Annotated in this window: 14 protein-coding genes; 8 read left to right on the plus strand and 6 right to left on the minus strand. The window is 65.1% G+C overall.

Translation table 11 applies throughout. From position 1 onward, the window contains the following. The 6 genes from QUS11_08070 to dnaA all read right to left on the minus strand — a co-directional run bounded on the left by QUS11_08070 (position 1) and on the right by dnaA (position 11,086). Positions 1 to 3,549: a hypothetical protein gene (locus QUS11_08070; GenBank protein ID MDM7993254.1), complete on the minus strand. Its 3,549-nt coding sequence runs from the start codon at positions 3,547 to 3,549 to the stop codon at positions 1 to 3. Between the two features lie 55 nt (positions 3,550 to 3,604). Then, positions 3,605 to 6,145, minus strand: coding sequence for a DNA gyrase subunit A (gene gyrA / locus QUS11_08075; GenBank protein ID MDM7993255.1), 2,541 nt, complete (start codon positions 6,143 to 6,145; stop codon positions 3,605 to 3,607). Next, complete coding sequence (gene gyrB / locus QUS11_08080) at positions 6,138 to 8,063, minus strand: DNA topoisomerase (ATP-hydrolyzing) subunit B (GenBank protein ID MDM7993256.1); 1,926 nt, start codon at positions 8,061 to 8,063, stop codon at positions 6,138 to 6,140. The genes gyrA and gyrB overlap by 8 nt, the downstream gene beginning before the upstream one ends. 10 nt (positions 8,064 to 8,073) lie before the next feature. Continuing rightward, positions 8,074 to 8,364, minus strand: a complete 291-nt coding sequence (locus QUS11_08085; GenBank protein MDM7993257.1) for a DciA family protein — start codon at positions 8,362 to 8,364, stop codon at positions 8,074 to 8,076. A 57-nt stretch (positions 8,365 to 8,421) separates the two neighbouring features. Next, positions 8,422 to 9,537, minus strand: a complete 1,116-nt coding sequence (dnaN, locus tag QUS11_08090; GenBank protein ID MDM7993258.1) for a DNA polymerase III subunit beta — start codon at positions 9,535 to 9,537, stop codon at positions 8,422 to 8,424. A 220-nt stretch (positions 9,538 to 9,757) separates the two neighbouring features. Further along, positions 9,758 to 11,086, minus strand: a complete 1,329-nt coding sequence (gene dnaA, locus QUS11_08095) for a chromosomal replication initiator protein DnaA (GenBank protein ID MDM7993259.1) — start codon at positions 11,084 to 11,086, stop codon at positions 9,758 to 9,760. 333 nt (positions 11,087 to 11,419) lie between these two features. Between dnaA and rpmH the strand changes: the two genes are divergently transcribed. Genes rpmH through QUS11_08135 form a run of 8 tightly spaced genes read left to right on the plus strand, consistent with a single transcriptional unit; the run spans position 11,420 to position 18,163 of the window. Then, complete coding sequence (gene rpmH, locus QUS11_08100) at positions 11,420 to 11,554, plus strand: 50S ribosomal protein L34 (protein ID MDM7993260.1); 135 nt, start codon at positions 11,420 to 11,422, stop codon at positions 11,552 to 11,554. Next, a complete protein-coding gene (gene rnpA, locus QUS11_08105; protein MDM7993261.1) occupies positions 11,514 to 11,906 on the plus strand; it encodes a ribonuclease P protein component in 393 nt (130 codons plus the stop codon). Before rpmH ends, rnpA begins: the two co-directional genes overlap by 41 nt. A gap of 35 nt (positions 11,907 to 11,941) precedes the next feature. Further along, positions 11,942 to 12,115: a membrane protein insertion efficiency factor YidD gene (yidD, locus tag QUS11_08110; GenBank protein MDM7993262.1), complete on the plus strand. Its 174-nt coding sequence runs from the start codon at positions 11,942 to 11,944 to the stop codon at positions 12,113 to 12,115. After that, entirely contained in the window at positions 12,108 to 13,709 is a 1,602-nt protein-coding gene (locus tag QUS11_08115) for a YidC/Oxa1 family insertase periplasmic-domain containing protein (GenBank protein ID MDM7993263.1), read from the plus strand. Before yidD ends, QUS11_08115 begins: the two co-directional genes overlap by 8 nt. A gap of 12 nt (positions 13,710 to 13,721) precedes the next feature. Further along, complete coding sequence (locus QUS11_08120; protein ID MDM7993264.1) at positions 13,722 to 14,963, plus strand: 50S ribosome-binding GTPase; 1,242 nt, start codon at positions 13,722 to 13,724, stop codon at positions 14,961 to 14,963. Then, entirely contained in the window at positions 14,960 to 16,786 is a 1,827-nt protein-coding gene (locus QUS11_08125) for an FAD-dependent oxidoreductase (protein ID MDM7993265.1), read from the plus strand. Before QUS11_08120 ends, QUS11_08125 begins: the two co-directional genes overlap by 4 nt. Continuing rightward, on the plus strand, positions 16,764 to 17,408 hold the full coding sequence (locus tag QUS11_08130; GenBank protein MDM7993266.1) for a 16S rRNA (guanine(527)-N(7))-methyltransferase RsmG: 645 nt from the start codon (positions 16,764 to 16,766) through the stop codon (positions 17,406 to 17,408). Before QUS11_08125 ends, QUS11_08130 begins: the two co-directional genes overlap by 23 nt. Continuing rightward, positions 17,405 to 18,163 (plus strand): ParA family protein, encoded by a 759-nt coding sequence (locus QUS11_08135; GenBank protein MDM7993267.1) that lies wholly within the window; start codon positions 17,405 to 17,407, stop codon positions 18,161 to 18,163. Before QUS11_08130 ends, QUS11_08135 begins: the two co-directional genes overlap by 4 nt. Positions 18,164 to 18,190: the final 27 nt, after the last annotated feature.

Genomic DNA, 18,190 nt, shown 5'->3' on the forward strand with positions numbered 1-18,190 from the left:
TCAGTCGTCGTCCTCCAGGGAGCCTCTCCTGCCTTCGGCCATCTTCAGGAGATGGTCCTTGAGCTCCTCCGGATCATCGGCGAGGGCCGAGACGCCGTTCAGGAAGCCGGGCTCGCTGAAGAGCGCGTCCATCAGGTGGATGAGTTCCGTATCCCTGCTTATCGTCTCGAGAAGGACGGGGTGCCCCTCCAGCACGCCCAGCAGCTCCTCGCGCGCGGGATCGAGCGTCCACCTCAGCAATGTCGCGACCACGTCGGCGTTGTCCCTGTAGCGCCGGCGCATCTCCGCGCTGATCTCCTCGGCCTCGACGGCGGTGATCTCGCCCTTCCTGCGGCGTATGCTCCTGAACACCTCGGAGGCGGCCTCGAAGGCCTCCCTCGCGGCCTCTGCCACGCCGGCGGGCTCCCTTCCGCTCCCCGCCAGCAGCCAGACGCCGTTCAGGCAGTCCCTGACGCCGAGCTCCTGCCGCTTGTCCTCGAACTCGAGGATCACCTCCTCGATGGTGAGGAACAGCGGGCCGAACCTCCGGAGGAACTTCACCTGGGAGACGACTCCGGGCTCCCTCGCAACCCTGTCCAGCAGGCGGTCCACGAGCTTCTCCCTGTTGCCCATGCCTGCGATGACGAGTTCGATCCTGCTCATCGCCCTGCGGCGCCACAGGGGGCGGAAGAGCTGCTTCTCGGCGGCCTTGAGGGCCTGCGCGACCCCGGACTCGCCCACTCCGTAGGAGCCGGACGAGAGGCATCTCTGGAAGGCGAGGAGGAGTTCGTCGCCCCCCGTCTCGTTGCCCAGGAATTCCGCCACCTCGAGAAACCCGTCGGTGAGCGTATCGAGCTCCGGTGTCCTCGCACCATCGAGGAGGAGCAGGTCGATGAGGCAGTTGCCGAGCGGGGTGAACACCTCCATGCGCCATGTGCGGCTGGCACTCTCGCCGGAATGGTCGGAGGTCCTGCGGGAGAATACCCTCTCGGCCCTTTCGATGGTCTGGGGGGTCACCAGTCCCTCGCCCTGCTCGTGGAGGCGGAAGAGCTCGAGCAGCTCGCCGTGGGCGAGTTCGGAGACGAGAGCCATGCCCTCGCGCGGGTTCCTGAGCATCGAGGGCCTGGCGAGCAGGCCCGCGCGGGAGAGGCCCTCCCACAGCTTGCGGGCCTGGTGGATGAAGACCCTCTGGATCTTCCTGTCGCCCGTGAGGATCCTGGAGACCTGCGTGGCCTCCTTCATCAGCGCCGCCTCGGAGGCCCTGACCGAGCTCCATCCCGAATAGACGTCGGCGGCCCAGTTCTCGGGGATCTCGGGGGCCGCTTCGCCCCTCCTCCCGCCGAGTATCCTGATCTTGGCGGCGTAGGATTCGATGAGGAGGTGCTCGAGACGCCCCGCTACCTCGTTCAGGTACCCGGCTCCGGCAGGCAGCCCCTGTACCGAGCGCATCGCCTGGTCGGATATGGATTCGACGAAGAGCGCGAGCGTCCCCGGTTCGTCGGGAAGGATCTCGATCGCCGTGGGCAGGACCATGCCGAAGAACGAGGCCCCGGTCCTGGTCTGCCACCTCGCGATCTGGGGATCGGCATCGGTCACGGAGTTGGACGGCATGAGCCTGCCGACCAGGTCCATCATCCGGGATGGCGTTATGGTGTCCAGCGCCTCGGGGCAGTCGACGAGCGCCGAGATGATCCTGGGGAGCCCCTTCTCGAGGAACTGCGCCAGGGTGACATCGGACGGGTCCTGCCATGCCGCTTGCCTGCCGAACGCCGAGCAGAGCGTCCTGACGGTCTCGATCAGGCTTGATGCCCGTTCGCCCTCCAGCCCGGGCACCTTCAGCAGGTCGGATATCAGGTTGTCTATGGTCTTGGCTCCGTCACCCGTCCTGAACAGCCTCTTCAGGAGTTCGTGCTCGGTGTCGCGAACCCGGCCCTGGGCGGGCATCCTGTTGTACTCCACGACGGCCGCGGCCAGGTACTCCTCGAACACGTCACCCCTGGCCGATATCTCCTCCAGGAGCGGGCTGACGATCCTGTCGAGGAACCTCGGCATGCGGCCCTGGGAATCCAGCTTCAGGAGTGCGTCGCACACCGACCGGAAGGAGTCCGTCTCCTCCGCTGCGAGAGCCGTGAGCCACTGCGGGGGAATGCTTGAAAGGAGCCTGTCCCTGTCCACCGGGGAGAGGAGGGAAAGGAGCCTCGCGCACTGGCCGGTCTTCCTCAGGATCACGGCCTTGTCCGCGGGTATGTTCGTGCGCAGCAGCAGGGCGGCGGCCTGGAACACCTCCGGGGAGGACAGGTTGGGAATGGTCAGTATCTCCTCGATGACATCCAGGCTGGGCCCGGGATCGGGCTGCATCACGAGCGCCTCGAGGACTCTCGCCATCGCGTTCCTGTGGGCCCGCGAGGAGTCCCTCTCCTCGCCGCCGGCGCCCACGAGTCTTATCAGCCTGAACCAGGTATCCACGGGATGTATCGGCACGCTGCCGGCGATCCCCGACAGGACATCGACCGCATCGAGTACCTGGGCTTCCTTGACCTGACCCTCGAACTTCTCGATCAGCATCAGGAGGACCGAGGTGTCCAGCCGTCCGCCGCCGGCCAGCACCGCGAGCTTCACCAGCGCTTCACCGACGAGCCTCGGATTCACGAACGACCCCCTCAGGGCCGTGACCTGCACGATGAGCTCGATCTCCCCCGTGGCCTGCAGGGCGCCGTGCACCTCGGGCTGCATGGCCAGGGCCTCTTCGACGACGTCCGGATCCTGCTCGCAGAACATGGACGAGGCCACCCGCACCCTGGCCTCGGAGAGGACCGACTCCATCGCCCCGCTCTTCTCTATCTGCCCGAGCACCCCTGCAAGGAGCTGCATGGACTGGACCGGGATGGCAATGCCACGGATCCTCCGGAGGAGAAGTTCGCCGAGACGCCCGACAGCGCGCCAGAGAGGAAGGGACTCGTCGTCGAGGAACCTCCAGCCCATCTCCGCGCCGAAGTCGAGCAGGGTCTCACGGGCGTGGGGCGCCGCATCACGCGTCATGCTCTCGGCGAGCTTCAGCGCCTGGATCACGTCGGGTCCCCCGGTGGCGGTCCTGTCCAGCCAGAAGCAGAACCTCTCGGGCCATCTCCCGGCGAGCTGCAGGAGGAAGTGTATCATCGGCGCGGATCTCGGACCCTCCCCCACCCCTCTCAGGGCGCGGAAGAAGAGTGCCATCACCCTCTCGAGATCGAGCCCGGTCACGGTCCTGAGCTGCTCCCACATCCATGCGAGCTGGAAGAACTCCATGATCGCGGTGGGATAGGACGAGGGCAGAAGGCTGTTGACGGCGCTCAGCCACTTCCGGACGAGCTTCGGTTCGACGGGGGGCGGGGATGAGATCAGGGAGAGGCTCTCCACGAGCCTCTCCCGGGATGCGGGGCTGAGCTTCGAGACGATGAGGGCCACGTCGGAGCAGACGGGCTCCCAGCCCTTCAGGTCGAAGACGCGGAGGGCCGACAGCTCCATCACTATGGACGGATCGGCGTGGCTGGAATCCAGGAGGTCGACCGGCAGGGCCGCCTCCGTCCTCACCTCCGGAATCGGCGAGGGACGAGGCTCGTTGGCCACGTGCCACAGTTTCAGCTTCTTAGCTAGTACTGCCGCTGTCGGATTCCGCGCCTGTTCCGTCCCCGGCATCGTGCCCCTCGAGAACCTCGTCAGAGTCGGGTTCTACTGTGGCGGCGTCGACAATCTTGTCGCCGGAGGGAAGGCCCATCAGGCGCACACCCTGGGTGCTGCGCCCGCAGAGCCTGACATCCGCGACAGACAACCTTATCACCATAGCATGGGATGAAACAAGTATCAAATCGTCGGAACCGTTCACCTGGCGAACGGCGACCACGGGTCCGTTCCTGTCCAGACCCCTGATGTTCCGCACCCCGCCGCCGCCCCGGTGATGCATCGGATACTCCCCGACCGGGGTGCGCTTGCCGAACCCGTTCGCCGTCACGGTGAGCAGATCGCCCTCACCCTGCAGAACAACCATGGAGACCAGCTCGTCGCCCCCCTGCAGCCTGATGCCCCTGACTCCGCTCGTGAAGCGGCCCGTCATGCGTATCTCGGATTCCGAGAACCTGTTGGCCCGGCCGAGCCTGGTGGCCAGCAGGAGTTCGGCGTCGCCGGGAGTCAGCACGGCGCTGAGGAGGGATGATCCCTCCGAGAGCCTGATGGCCCTGATCCCCTTCCTCCTGGGACGGCTGTACTCGGACAGTGCGGTTTTCTTGAGCGTGCCGTCAGTGGTGGCCAGAACCAGGTTGCCGCCCTGCGCGAAGTCCCTGACGCAGAGAGTCGCCACGGGCCTGTCGCCCTCCTGGAGGTCCAGCAGGTTGACCACCGCCTTGCCCTTGCTGTGCCTGCCCTCTTCAGGGATCCTGTAGACCTTCAGCCAGTGGCAGAAGCCCAGGGCCGTGAAGAAGAGGATGCTGGAGTGGCTCGTGGCTATGAATATCTGCTCCAGACTGTCCTCTTCGCGGGTGGATGCCCCGCTCAGGCCCTTGCCGCCCCTGCGCTGGCTCTTCCAGGTGTCCAGCGGGAGCCTCTTTATGTACCCCGCCCGCGACATCATTATGACCATCGAGTCGTCGGGGATCAGGTCCTCCATCTCCATGTCCGAGGATTCGACGGAGACTATCTCGGTGCGCCTGGGCTCGCCGTAGGCCGCAGCGGCCGCCTCCAGCTCCGCCAGGACCACCGCGCTCAGCTCTGCGCGGTCGTCGATGATCTTCGAGAGCCCGGCGATCTCCTTCATGAGCCCCTCGTACTCCTCGTCCAGCTCGGCCCTCTCGAGGGAGGTGAGCCTGTGGAGCCTCATGTCGAGGATGGCCTGGGCCTGCTTCTCCGAGAACTCGAATCCCGAGACCAGCGCCGCCCTGGCCTCTTCCTGGTTCGCGGACGACCGGATGATCGAGATGATCTGGTCTATGACGTCCAGGGCCCGCCTGAGTCCCTCGAGGATGTGCGCGCGCTCCTCGGCCCTGGCCTTCTCGAACTGGCAGCGCCTGAGGATCACCTCGTGCCTGTGGTCCAGGAAATGGCGCAGCATCTCGGCGAGATTGAGCCTCTCGGGCCTGTTGTCCACGAGGGCCAGCATGTTGGCGCCGAAGCTCACTTCGAGGTCCGTGTGCCTGTAGAGCTGGTTCAGGACGATCTCGCCCACGACCTCGCGCTTGAGTTCGACCACTACGCGCATGCCATCGCGGTCGCTCTCGTCGCGGATGTCGGAGATCTCCACGAGCTTCCGCTGCTTCACCAGTTCGGCCATCTCGGTGATGAGGGTCGACTTGTTCACCTGGTAGGGGATCTCGGTGATGATGATCGCGTCGCGGCCACGCTCGGACTTCTGTATCGAGGCCCTGCCCCTGACGGTGATCGATCCGTGGCCGGTGGTGTAGGCATCGCGTATGCCCGAGCGCCCCATGATTATGCCGCCGGTGGGGAAGTCGGGCCCCTTCACCACCCCGAGGAGCTCCTCGACACCCGCCGATGGATCGGAGAGAAGCAGCCGGCAAGCGTCCACGAGCTCCCTCAGGTTGTGGGGGGGGATGTTGGTGGCCATCCCGACGGCGATGCCGGCAGAGCCGTTCAGCAGGAGGTTGGGGACGCCCGATGGGAGGACCGCCGGCTCCGAGAGCCTCTGGTCGAAGTTGGGCGTGAACTCCACCGTCTCCTTGTCGATGTCCCTGAGCATCTCCTCGCCGATCCGGGACATCCTCGCCTCGGTATAACGGTAGGCCGCGGCCGGATCGCCGTCGACGGACCCGAAGTTGCCCTGGCCCTCGACGAGCGGATGCCTGAGGGAGAAGTCCTGCGCCATCCTCACGAGGGCGTCGTACACGGCGCTGTCGCCGTGGGGATGGTACTTGCCGAGCACGTCTCCGACCACGGTGGCGGACTTCTTGAAAGGCCTCTGATGCGTCAGCCTCTGCTCGTACATCGAGTACAGGATGCGCCTGTGCACGGGCTTCAGCCCGTCCCTGACGTCCGGGAGGGCGCGGGAGACGATGACGCTCATGGCGTATTCGAGATAGGAGCGCTTCATCTCGTCTTCGAGATCGACCAGTATGACGCGGCTGCCTGCGGATGGCGGCTGGTCCGGCGTCTTCACATCGTCAGCCATGTTCTCAGACATCGAGGTTCCTCACCTCCGACGCGTGCTCCTGTATGAACTCCTTGCGGGGCTGGACCTCGTCTCCCATGAGCACGGAGAAGATGTGGCTCGCCTCCACGGCGTCCTCCATGCGCACCTTCACGATCGTCCTGGTGACGGGATCCATCGCAGTGGTCCACAGCTGCGAGGGGTTCATCTCGCCGAGGCCCTTGTACCTCTGCACGGTGGCCCTGTCCGTGCCGACCTCTTCGAGTATGCTGTCCCTCTCCTTCTCGTTGTAGGCGTAGTAGGACCGCTTCCCGGCGTGGACGCCGAAGAGGGGCGGCTGGGCTATGAAGATGTGCCCCCGGTCGATCAGGGCGGGCATGTACCTGTAGAAGAACGTGAGCAGCAGGGTTCTGATGTGGGCGCCGTCCACGTCGGCGTCGGTCATGATGATTATCCTGCCGTACCGCAGCTTCGCGAGGTCGAAGTCGTCCTCGCCGACCCCCGTGCCCACGGCGGTGACGATGGCCTTTATCTCCGCGTTCACCAGGATCTTGTGCAGGGGCGCCTTCTCGACGTTGAGGATCTTGCCCCTGAGCGGAAGGATGGCCTGGTTGAACCTGTTCCGGCCCTGCTTGGCGCTGCCGCCCGCCGAGTCGCCCTCGACTATGAAGACCTCCGAGTCCACGGGATCGGTCGAGGTGCAGTCGGCCAGCTTGCCCGGCAGGGCGGCCGTCTCGAGGGCGCTCTTCCTCCGGGTCAGCTCCCTGGCGTTCCTCGCGGCCAGCCTGGCGGCGCTCGTCTCCTGGCACTTCTGCACCAGCCTCCTGGCCAGTGCGGGGTTCTCCTCCATGAACGTGGCAAGCCCGGTGTAGACGATGGACTCCACGGCCCCCTTCACGTCCCTGTTGCCGAGCCGCGTCTTCGTCTGACCCTCGAACTGGGGATTCGAGAGCTTCACGCTTATGACGGCGGTGAGGCCCTCCCTGACGTCATTTCCGCTGAACGCCTCGTCGGACTTCTTGAACATGCCGTTGGAGGTGGCGTAGTCGTTCAGCCCCCGCGTGAGCGCGGCCCGGAAGCCCGTGAGATGGGTGCCGCCGTCGATCGTGTTGATGTTGTTGGCGAAGGAGAAGGTCTCCTCCTGGTAGCCGGAGTTGTACTGGATCGCGCATTCCACGAGCATCGAGGATCCGTCCTCGAGCTCGGTCTCCCTGGAGACGAAGATGGGGTCGCCGTGGAGGGCGTGCCTGCTCTCGTTGAGGAAGCGCACGAAGGAGACGATGCCTCCCTCGTAGCAGAAGTCGTGGCTCTTGCCCGCGCCTTCCGCCCTCTCGTCCCTGAGGCCGATGGACAGCCCGCTGTTGAGGAACGCGAGCTCCCTCAGGCGCCTGGAGAGGGTGTCGAAACTGAAGGAGGTCTCCTCGAAGATCTCCCTGTCCGGCTTGAACGTGACCAGGGTGCCGTTCCCCGCGCAGTCGCCGCATGGTGTCAGGTCGGTCACGGGGATGCCGCGTTCGTATCTCTGGGCATACTTCGTCCCGTTCTTCGAGACCTCGACCACGAGCCACTCCGAGAGGGCGTTCACGACGCTGAGCCCTACTCCGTGAAGCCCGCCGGACACCCTGTAGGCCTCGCTGTCGAACTTGCCTCCGGCGTGGAGCTTGGTGAGGACGATCTCGAGGGCAGGCCTGTTGAACTTGGGATGCGGGTCGATTGGGATGCCGCGCCCGTTGTCCTGCACGGACACGATGTCGCCGTCGATCAGCCTGACGGAGATCTCCGTGCAGAACCCCGCCTGGGCCTCGTCGACGCTGTTGTCCACGACCTCCCAGACAAGGTGATGGAGACCGGTCTGGCTGGTGGAGCCGATGTACATGCTGGGGCGCTTCCGAACCGCTTCGAGTCCCTCGAGGACCTGTATCGAACCAGCGTCGTACCGCCCGCCGTTCAACTCGGACAAATCAGCTTCTCCTTCCGGCCGGCCTGATACGGATGGCCCTGATCTCCACGCCCGTATCGGCTCTCAGTCTGGCCACGAACTCGCCCTCGCGCGACCTGATCTCGAAGGCGGCGGCAGGATGCAGGCTCTCGACTACGAGGAACCCGTCATCGAGGGCACGGATCCGCGAAAGCACCGCGATGTCGTTCCCGACGACGCCCGGCCATGCTCTTTCCACGAGAGCAAGAGGCGGGGGTTCGGGCTTGTATCCCTCGGAGAGGATCTCCTGGATGATGGAAGCGATGCTTCTCACCTCGGAGCCTGCGCCGCGGTGCGGTGCGCACCGTCCTCCCCAGGGTTGTCAGCCGCCTTAACCTGTGGCTCCGGGGAGTCTCACCGGCATCAGCAGGGAGAGGTGAGCGACGCCCTGTTCGGGCGTCTCGTTCTCGAGCACGACGGCGGACGCGCTGTTCTTGAGCCTGAGGACGATGCGGTCGCCGGTCATGTTCTTGAGTATCTCCATGAGGAAGTCGGCATTGAACCCGACCTGCAGGGACTCGCCGGAATAGTCGCCCTCGAGCTTCTCCCTCGCCTCGCCGGCGTCGGTGTTCTCGGCCTGCACGAGGATGCTCCCCTTCTCGAGGGAGAGCTTGACCTGGTGGGTGGCCGGGTTGGCGATGATGCGCATCCTCCTGAGGGCGGAGTTCAGCTCCTCCCGGGAGATGACGAGGCTCTTGTCGTTGTCGTGGGGGATCACCTTCTCGTAGGGAGGGTAGGGCCCCTCGATGGTCCTGCTGAAGATGGTGGTGGAGCCGAATTCGAAGGAGAGCTGCGAGCCTTGGAAGCTGACCCGTACATCGCCGTCGTCGCCGATGCGGGCGAGGAGGGCGAGGGCCTTGGGAGCGACGATGGCCTCGAAAGGCGAAGGGGATACGACATCCGAAAGGTGTATGCGGGCGAGACGGTGCCCGTCGGTGGCTACCATTTCGAGGCCTTCGGATCCCAGTTTCCAGAGTTCGCCGTTGAGAGCAGGCCTGTAGTCCTCCCGGGCGACCGCGAAGGAAGTCCTCCTGATGGCGGATGCCAGTACGGACATGGATATGGTGACGGAAGAGGACTCGACCCTGGTCGGGAGCTCGGGATAGGTATCGCGCGCAGAGCCGGCCACGACGAACGAGCTGGTGCCGCAGTTGATGCTGATGCGGCTTCCGGTGCCGCCGATGTGGACATCGGTGTCGGGAAGCTCGCGGACTATCTCATGGAGCTTCCTTCCGGGTATGGCGACAGAACCGGGAGTGGTCACGGTAGCCGGTATGCTGGTCGTGATCGTCGTGTCCAGGTCGGTTGCAGCAAGGCTGAGCTGATCCCTGCCGGCTTCGAGGAGGATGTTCGTCAGGGCTGGCAGGTTGGTACGGGGGGGCACCGCCGCGGCAACGGTGTTGAGACCCTTTAGGAACTCTGCCTGGGAGACGAGCAGCTTGATCATCGTGCATCCCTCCGGGGAACGGCTGGGACCAGTAGAGACATAGAAAACAGCGACAAATGATGATTACTATTATACCGAAGAAACTGTTGACCTGCTAGGGTGAGGGTTGCGGCGCACGGTACTCCGGTGTGGGGAACGATGTGGAAAACGCCCGTGCAAAGGCCGGGTTCTCCACAGTGGTCGTACGGGACGGCAGTTTCCGGGGGGCGGATCGACAGGATCAACCCGAGAGCCTGGTTCTCAGATCCAGGATCCTTCTGCGGAGGGAGGCGTCTTCCGAGGATAGCTGCCTTATGCGGTCGATGGCGTTGAGGACCGTGGAGTGGTCGCGGCCGGAGAAGAAGCGGCCGATCTCGACGAGGGAAGTCTCGGTGAGCTCCCTGATTAGGAACATCGCGACCTGGCGGGGTACGAGGATGTCGCGCCTCCGCTGCTTGCCCCTGAGCTGCGCCGGGGCGACGGAAAAGGCCTCTGCTACGGCTGCGGTGATGACGCCGGCGGAGAGTTTCTGCGAGGCGGAGCCGAATGCGTCGGAGAGGACCCTCTTCGCGAGTGCGAGATCTATCGGGGTGCCGTTGATCCGGCTGGATGCGGCCAGCCTGTGCACCGCGCCCTCGAGCTGCCTGACGTTGCTCCTGATCGTGGAAGCGATGAAGTCGAGCACCTCGGCGGGGAAGAACTCCCCCTCGTCGCGGACCTTGAGGTCGAGGATCGCCATGCGCGTCTCGTAGTCGGGGGGCTGGATGTCGGCGACGAGGCCGGACTGGAACCTGGAGACCAGGCGTTCCTCGAGCCCCGGGATCTCGCCGGGCAGCCTGTCGGATGTGAAGACGATCTGCCTGCCTGTCTGGTACAGGTCGTTGAACCTGTGGAAGAGCTCCTCCTGGGTCTGCGCCTTGCCTCCCAGGGACTGGACGTCGTCCATGAGCAGGAGGTCGACGTCGCGGTAGATGCGCCTGAACTCGTCGACGTTCTGACGGCCCAGCGATGTGACGAAGAGGTGGAGGAACTGCTCCGAGGAGACGTATACGAATCGCTTGTCGGGATGGAGCCTCCTGACCTCGTGGGCGATGCCCTGGATGAGGTGGGTCTTGCCCAGCCCGACGCCGCCGTAGATGAAGAGAGGATTGTAGGAAGGGCTGCCCGGGTTCATGGCGACGGCCCTGGCGCCGGCATGGGCGAGCTCGTTGCTGGGCCCCGCCACGAATCTGTCGAAGGTATAGCTGGGATGGAGATAGTTTGATCTGATGGAGGTCTGGTTCTGCCTGGGCTGGGCCTCCGGACCGGGAGATGCGGGTGGGGCGGGGTCGCCGACGCATTGCAGGCTGATCCCGGGGATGCCGCTGAGCTCCCTGAGGGAGCCCTGGAGGATATCGCCGTACTGTGTCATCGTCCATCTCGCCATGAAGGCGTTCGGGAAGCGGACGATGAACCTGTCCTCCTCGAGAGCCTCGAAGCAGGACACCTGGAGCCACGAGCTGAACGAGGTAGGCGGTATGGACGGCCTCGCAGCCTCGAGACAGCGGTTCCAGAGACCCGGCAGATCCATGCCGGAAGGGGCGGTCTGTTCCACGCCGGCCTAAGACATTGCCGGGTAAACCGGACAGGTATTATCCACAGAGTTCTCCACAGGTTTCACAGCTTACATATGCTTGGAATACAGGAAGATGCGTCGTAGGGCAGTACCGTGATCGCGCCGCGTGTTGATTTCGTTCGAGCAACATACATTCCACCGGAGCCACCGTCTTGACAGGACCCGATTTGGGGAGTAGCTTCCCGCTTCGCCGCATCAAAGCGGCAGGCAGAATTTCGTCCCGCCGGGACCCGCAGTCAAGCCGTCACGGGATGAGTGTAAAAAATCAGGTGATCCGGGAGAGGCGACATGAAGAGAACGTACCAGCCAAGCAACTTGTCCCGCGCCAGGAGACACGGATTCAGGGCGAGGATGGCCACTCGCAACGGGCGCAAGGTGCTCAATGCCAGGCGCCGCAGGAACAGGAAGCACCTCGTCCCCTAGTGGACGACCTGTCCTAGCCGCCCCCGGGAGGCTCACCGGCAAACCCGAATTCGAGAGGGTGTTCAGGCAGGGCTTCCGGTTCAGGGGCGCGGCGGTGAGGATAGTCTGTCTCGGAAACACCCTGGGCATCACACGCCTGGGGTTTTCCGTATCCAGGAAGATGGGATGCGCAGCGGAGAGGAACCTCTTCAGACGCCGGATCAGGGAGGCGCTGCGTCAGCGGATCGCGACGCCGCCGGGCCTGGATATCGTCGTGTACCCCGCGGTGAAGCTCTCGGAGACTACGCGAAGAGAGATGGAAGCGGATCTCATTGCATTCGCGGACTCTCTCCGGCTGCGAGGGGAACGCTGAAGGCAATCCGGTTCTACAGGCGCTGGATATCTCCGATGCTCCCCCCGGGCTGCCGGTTCACGCCTTCGTGCAGCCTGTACGCCCTGATCGCGGTGGAGAGGTTCGGCTTCCTGAAGGGAAGCGTGATGTCCGCCTGGAGGATACTCAGGTGCAATCCTTTCACGCCCGGCGGTTTCGATCCAGTCCCCGGAGGTCCCGAAGATGAGTGACCAGCAGAGACTCCTCCTTGCAGCCGTGCTGATGTCCCTTGTGCTGGTGGCGGGATGGATGCTGGGCTCCTCGAGACGGCAGGCCCCTGTGGCGCCGGAACTGCCGGACCCGGTTCCGACATCCCAGACGATCGAGACCGTGGAGGATTCGATCCCGGACTCGACGTCCGCGCAGACCCCCGGGGATTCTTCCGCAGCGCGGATCGATGTGCCCACGGAGCGCCTCGTGAACGTATCCATCCCCGACGGGCACGGAGGGATCCTGGTGGATGCCGTGCTCTCGACGAACGGGGGGGCGGTTGTCTCGTGGGTCATGCCGTCATGGCGCAACCTCACGGATGGAGCCGACGGGCCGATCGAACTGGTGAACGAACCCTGGTTCGAGGCTCTGGGGCCGGCCGGACCCGTGGGGTTCGAGTGCGGATGCCCCGCTGCCGTCGTCGCATCGGGTGACGTAGAGATAACGATGACGGCGGAGGGCGGCCGGGAGCGCACATACACGTTCCATCCCGGGAGCTACGTCTTCGAGATCACGGACACCGGAGCGGACGCGTTCACCGTCGCGCAGGGAGCCATCCCCGTGACCGAGACCGTCACCGATCCTTCGAGGTATTTCAGCGCGGCATGGTTCGCCGAGAAGAGCAGGTCGAAGAAGCCCGGCAGCCTCGACGAGGAGCTGGCGCTCGGCAGGGTGCTCTGGGCGGCCGCGAGGTCGAGGTACTTCACCGTGCTGATGATGCCCTGCGATGGGTCGCGCAGGGACGGGTACGCGTTCTCGAGCGATCCGGTCCAGTCTCCGAGGGTCACGCTGGAGGGCGGCGACATCAGGGTATATGCCGGCCCGGTGGACTACGGGAGGCTGCACGCACTCGGATCGCGCACGGACAACCTCGTCGACTTCGGATGGCCGATCATCAGGTGGATAGGGAAGCTGATCTATCTCTTCCTCACCACAGTGCTGTCGTTCGCGTCGAACTGGGGCGTGCGCATCGTGATCCTGTCGGTCGTGATGAAGCTGGCCCTCATGCCGCTCTCGATCCACAGCAGCCGGTCGATGAAGAGGATGCAGTCGATGCAGCCCCTGGTGATCGAGCTGCAGAAGAAGTACGCGAACGATCCCATGCGCCAGAGGCAGGAGCTGTCGAAGCTCTACAAGGAGAACGGGGTGAACCCCCTGGGAGGCTGCCTGCCCCTCATACTCCAGATGCCGATCTTCTTCGCCCTGTACCGTGTGCTCGAGAACTCGGTGAACCTGCGGGGAGCCGGATTCGTCCTCTGGATCACCGACCTGTCCAGGCCCGAGATCCTGATCCCGTTCGGGACCAGCGTACTGGGCATGCCCGGGATCGGTCTGCTCCCCGTGCTGATGGGCGCGGCGATGTTCTACCAGCAGAAGACGTCCATGACCGACCCGTCGCAGAAGAGCATGGCATACATCATGCCCGTGATGATGACGTGGTTCTTCATGAAGTTCCCGGCCGGGCTCTCCCTCTACTGGTTCGTGAACAACATCCTGTCGATCGCGGAACAGAAGCTCGTGCCGAAGGCGAAGGCCGCACCCGCCGTACAGGCGGTGGAGAGGCGCGCGAAGTGAGATGAGGGAGCCTTGCCCGGAGAGGTGATAGCCGCCCTGGCCACCCCCCCGGGGGATTCCGCGCTGGCGCTGTTGAGGATGAGCGGCGAAGGCTGTGCGGCGATCGTCGAGGAGCTGCTCGATCTGGAAGAGGGCAGGCTCTCGGGGATGCGGAGGGCCGTCGCCCCGATTCCGGGTGCAGCGCAGGGCGCGGAAGCCGTGGCTTTCTCGTGGCCCGCCGGAAGGAGCTACACCGGCGAGGAAATGGTCGACGTCGTCTGCCCGGGAGCCCGGGAGATCGTCGACGGCCTGCTGGCGGGCATGCTCTCGCGGGGAGCGAGACCGTCGCTGCCCGGCGAGTTCACGAGGCATGCATATCTTTCCGGCAGGCTCTCCCCGCTCGAAGTGATCGGGCTCGCATCCCTCTGGAGGAGAGGCAGCGAAGACGGCCGGGCGGGAGGCGCGCTCGAGGATCTGGGCGCGCGCCTGGCGGAATCCCTCGAACGATCGGCGGAGCTGATCGAAGCCGCCGTCGAGTTCCCCGACGAAATCGACGAACACCGGCTCCACATGGATGAGTGCCTGGAGGAGACGCTGCACAGGGCACGCCTGTTCCGGGAGGGCGCGGAAAGAGCCGAGGGACCGGTGAGGGTTTTTCTGGCAGGCCCGGTCAACTCCGGAAAGTCGACGCTCTTCAACAGGCTGGCGGGCGCCGAGAGAGCGGTGGTGTCCGACGAGGCGGGGACCACACGGGACGGAGCCTCGTGCATCACCCTGGTCGGCGGAAGGCGGGTGGAGCTGTTCGATACCCCCGGATTCAGGGGTGGAGAGATGAGGGGGGCGGATGCGGAGGCTCTCCGGATCGCCCTCGGGATGATAGGCAGCGGGGACGTGGTGGTCTGGATGAGCCCGGGTTCGAGTGAGGAGCCGGGGCGGGGCCTCGCGGAAGCCGCGGGCAGGATAGTCAGGGTTGCCAGCAGATGCGACGAGGTCGGGGGAGAATGGCTTCCGGTCAGCTCGGTCACAGGAGAGGGGATCGACGAGCTCGGGAAGGCGATCGCCGGTGCCAGGCCCGGAGGCCTGCTCACCACGATCGCTGGCTCGATCGAAGCGAGGATCGATGAGGCATCGGGGGCATTGTCGGGCCGGGAGCTCGCTCTGGCGGCGGAGAGCGTTGCAGAAGCGCTGAGGGAACTGAACTGCTGCATGGACAGGGGAGGGGGAGTCGGGATAGCGGTGGAGCGTGCCCTGGGCAGGATGTGCGTGGGGAAATGACCGGGACCGATGTCCTGGTGATCGGTGGCGGTCACGCGGGGGCCGAGGCGGCCCTGGCGGCCGCCAGGATGGGTGCGCGGACCGCGATGGTGACGATGAATGCCGCGAGGATAGGGATGCTCTCGTGCAACCCGTCGGTGGGGGGCGTCGCCAAGGGCACCATGGTCCGGGAGATAGACGCGCTCGGCGGTGTGATGGGCGAAGCGGCCGATTTCGCCTCGATCCAGTTCAGGATGCTCAACAGGAGCAGGGGGCCGGCGGTCTGGGGACCCCGGGTCCAGTGCGACGGGAGTGCATACTCCTCTTTCGTGAGAGGGGCTCTCCGGTCATCCGGAGTCGAGGTCGTCGAGGGAGAGGTGGAGCAGTTCCGATGGGCGGGCGACAGGGCGATGTCGGCGGTGCTTTCTGCGGGGGGCGCCATCTGTTTCAGGACAGCCGTCGTCGCGGCCGGCACGTTTCTCGGAGCGGTCCTGTTCCGGGGTCGCGAGAGATGGAGCGGAGGAAGGGCCGGAGACAAGGCCTCGGATCGCCTCTGCGCGCACCTTTCCGGCAGAGGGTTCCACGTGGAACGCTTCAAGACCGGGACTCCTCCGAGGCTGCTCGCAGGGTCGATAGACTACGGCGCCCTCGAACAGCAGTCCGAGGAGGGCGCCTCTTGGCGGTTCTCGTCACGCGGCGGTGCGCGATTCAGCGACACCAGGGCGGTCTGCTTCACGACGAGAGCAGGTTGTCGCGCGATAGATACCGCCAGGTCGGGAATGGGCGGATCGCCGCTCTTCGACGGGTCGATCGGCGGCAGGGGGCCGCGATACTGCCCGAGCTTCGAGGACAAGGCCGCCAGGTTTCCCGACCGTCTCGAACACCCCGTGTTCCTGGAGCCGATGGGGATGGACGGAAGGCTGGTCTACGCAGGGGGCATGTCCACCAGCCTTCCTCGGAGCACCCAGATCGAGATGATAAGGTCACTCCCCGGATGCGGTCGGGCCGTGGTCGCATCGTGGGGTTACGCCGTGGAGTACGGGTACTTCCCCGGGGAATGCATCGGGAGGGACCTGAGGCTGGTGGGAACGGACAACGTCTTCCTTGCGGGCCAGGTCTGCGGTACATCGGGATACGAAGAGGCAGCGGGGCTCGGGCTGGTTGCGGGAGCATGCGCCGCCCTTTCATCGGCGGGGGACGGCGGGCGCTTCCGACCGCAGGGAAGTGAGTCGTTCATAGGCGTGATGCTCGAGGACATAGCCGGAAGCAACCTGGAGGAGCCGTACCGCCTGTTCTCCTCGCGGGCTTCGAACAGGCTCCACCTCAGACAGGACAACGCCGAGGCCAGGCTGCTCGCTCAGGCGGTTTCATCGGGGCTGTCCCGGCCCGGTGACGAAGCAAGGCTGAGAAGGATGGAGCGGCAGCTCGAAGAGGCGCGGACCGTCCTGAACACGGAACGCGCCGGAGGCAGGCTGCTGGCGGATATGTGCAGAGTGACGGAGTTCGACGTGGAATCGCTCGGCGCGATGAGCGGGAGGCTGGGGGCGCTCGACCCGGGCGTCGTCTTCACCGCTGCGCTCGACGAGAGGTACATGGGACACGTGAGGCGTGCCGAGGGCAGGTTGCGTGAGGTGGAGAGGATGTCATCGGTCGATCTCTCCTGCGTGGAGGACTTCTCCTGCATGGAGGGGATAAGCTGGGAATCGAGGGAGAGGCTCCAGAAGGCCCGTCCGGCGAACATGGGGGAGGCCGCTCTCATCCCGGGCATGAGACCTTCCGACGTGGAAGGCCTTCTGATCGGCGTTCTGAGGATGGTTCCACGTGGAACGAAGACAGGCGTCTGACAGCCCGGCAGCCGGAGAGGCTCCTCTCGGCATCCGGTTCCCGGAGGCTTTCCGGGATGCCGCCGGGAGCTTCATGGAGATGATCCGGGAGAGGAACCGGGTCATGAACCTTGTCGGGCCCGGCGAGACGGGACGGCTGTGGGAAAGGCACGTTCTCGAGTCTGCCGCCTTCTCCCTGCTGCTCGATCCATCGAAGCCCGTGGCGGACATCGGATCGGGTGCCGGATTCCCGGGGATGGTGCTCGCCATGCTCGGTTTCGATGTGATCCTGCTCGAGCCGCGCAGGAACAGGGCGCTCTTCCTCGAGTATGCCGCCGGCAGGCTGGGCCTCGGGAATGTTTCGGTCATCAGGAGCAGGCTCGAGGACTGGCCCGGGACTGCCCCGCAGTTCACCGCCCGGTCCCTCATGCCGGCCGGAGAGCTGGTCCGGCTCCTCGAAGAACTCGGTCATTCGTGCTCCGTCACGGTCAGGGTGCCCCCCGGGGAATCCGCGATGCCGGGCTGCGTGCGTACGCTGGATCTTCCCGTCCCTCCGCTTGACCGCCCGGGGGTTCTTGTGCAGTATCGCATTCCGATCGTGCGGCCGTACGAGGCCGGAAGCACCCGAAAGGCCACTCCATGAGCAGGATCATCTCCGTATCGAATCAGAAGGGCGGCGTCGGAAAGACCACCACCGTGATCAATCTCGCAGCCAGCCTCGCCGCATTCGAGAAGGATGTCCTCGTCGTGGACCTCGATCCGCAGGCCAACGCCACCAGCGGCATGGGCCTGCCCCTTCCGTCCCCGAAGAACATACATGCTCTCCTCGCCGGCCTCGCCGGCTTCGACGGGTCCGTGGTCGAGACCGGGTTCGAGGGGATGTCGGCGATCCCGGGTTCGAGGGATCTGGCCGGCCTCGAGATAGACCTGGCCTCGCAGAAGGGCAGGGAGTTCTTCCTCCGCGACAGGCTGAGGGTCCCCGAAATGGACAGGTTCGACTTCGTGCTGATAGACTGTCCTCCATCGCTCGGCCTGCTGACGATCAACGCGCTCGTGGCCGCCGACTCGGTGCTGCTCCCTCTCCAGAGCGAGTATTATGCCCTCGAGGGCCTGTCCCACCTCCTCGACACGATCCGGAGAGTCCGTCAGCTCTGGAATCCCGCCATCACCATGGAGGGGGTCCTGCTCACTATGTACGACAGGCGCCTGAAGCTCAGCAGGGAGGTGGAGGCGGACGCGGAGGACCATCTCAGCGAGATGCTCCTCGGGACCAGGATACCCAGGAACGTACGTCTCAGCGAGGCTCCCAGCTTCGGCAAGCCCGTCCTTCACTACGATGTCGAATCACCCGGCGCGAGATGCTATCTGCAGCTCGCCGAGGAGCTTATTTCGAGATGATGCCGATCACGCACGGGATATCAAGGG

It is taken from the genome of Candidatus Fermentibacter sp., from assembly GCA_030373045.1.
GTDB lineage: Bacteria > Fermentibacterota > Fermentibacteria > Fermentibacterales > Fermentibacteraceae > Fermentibacter.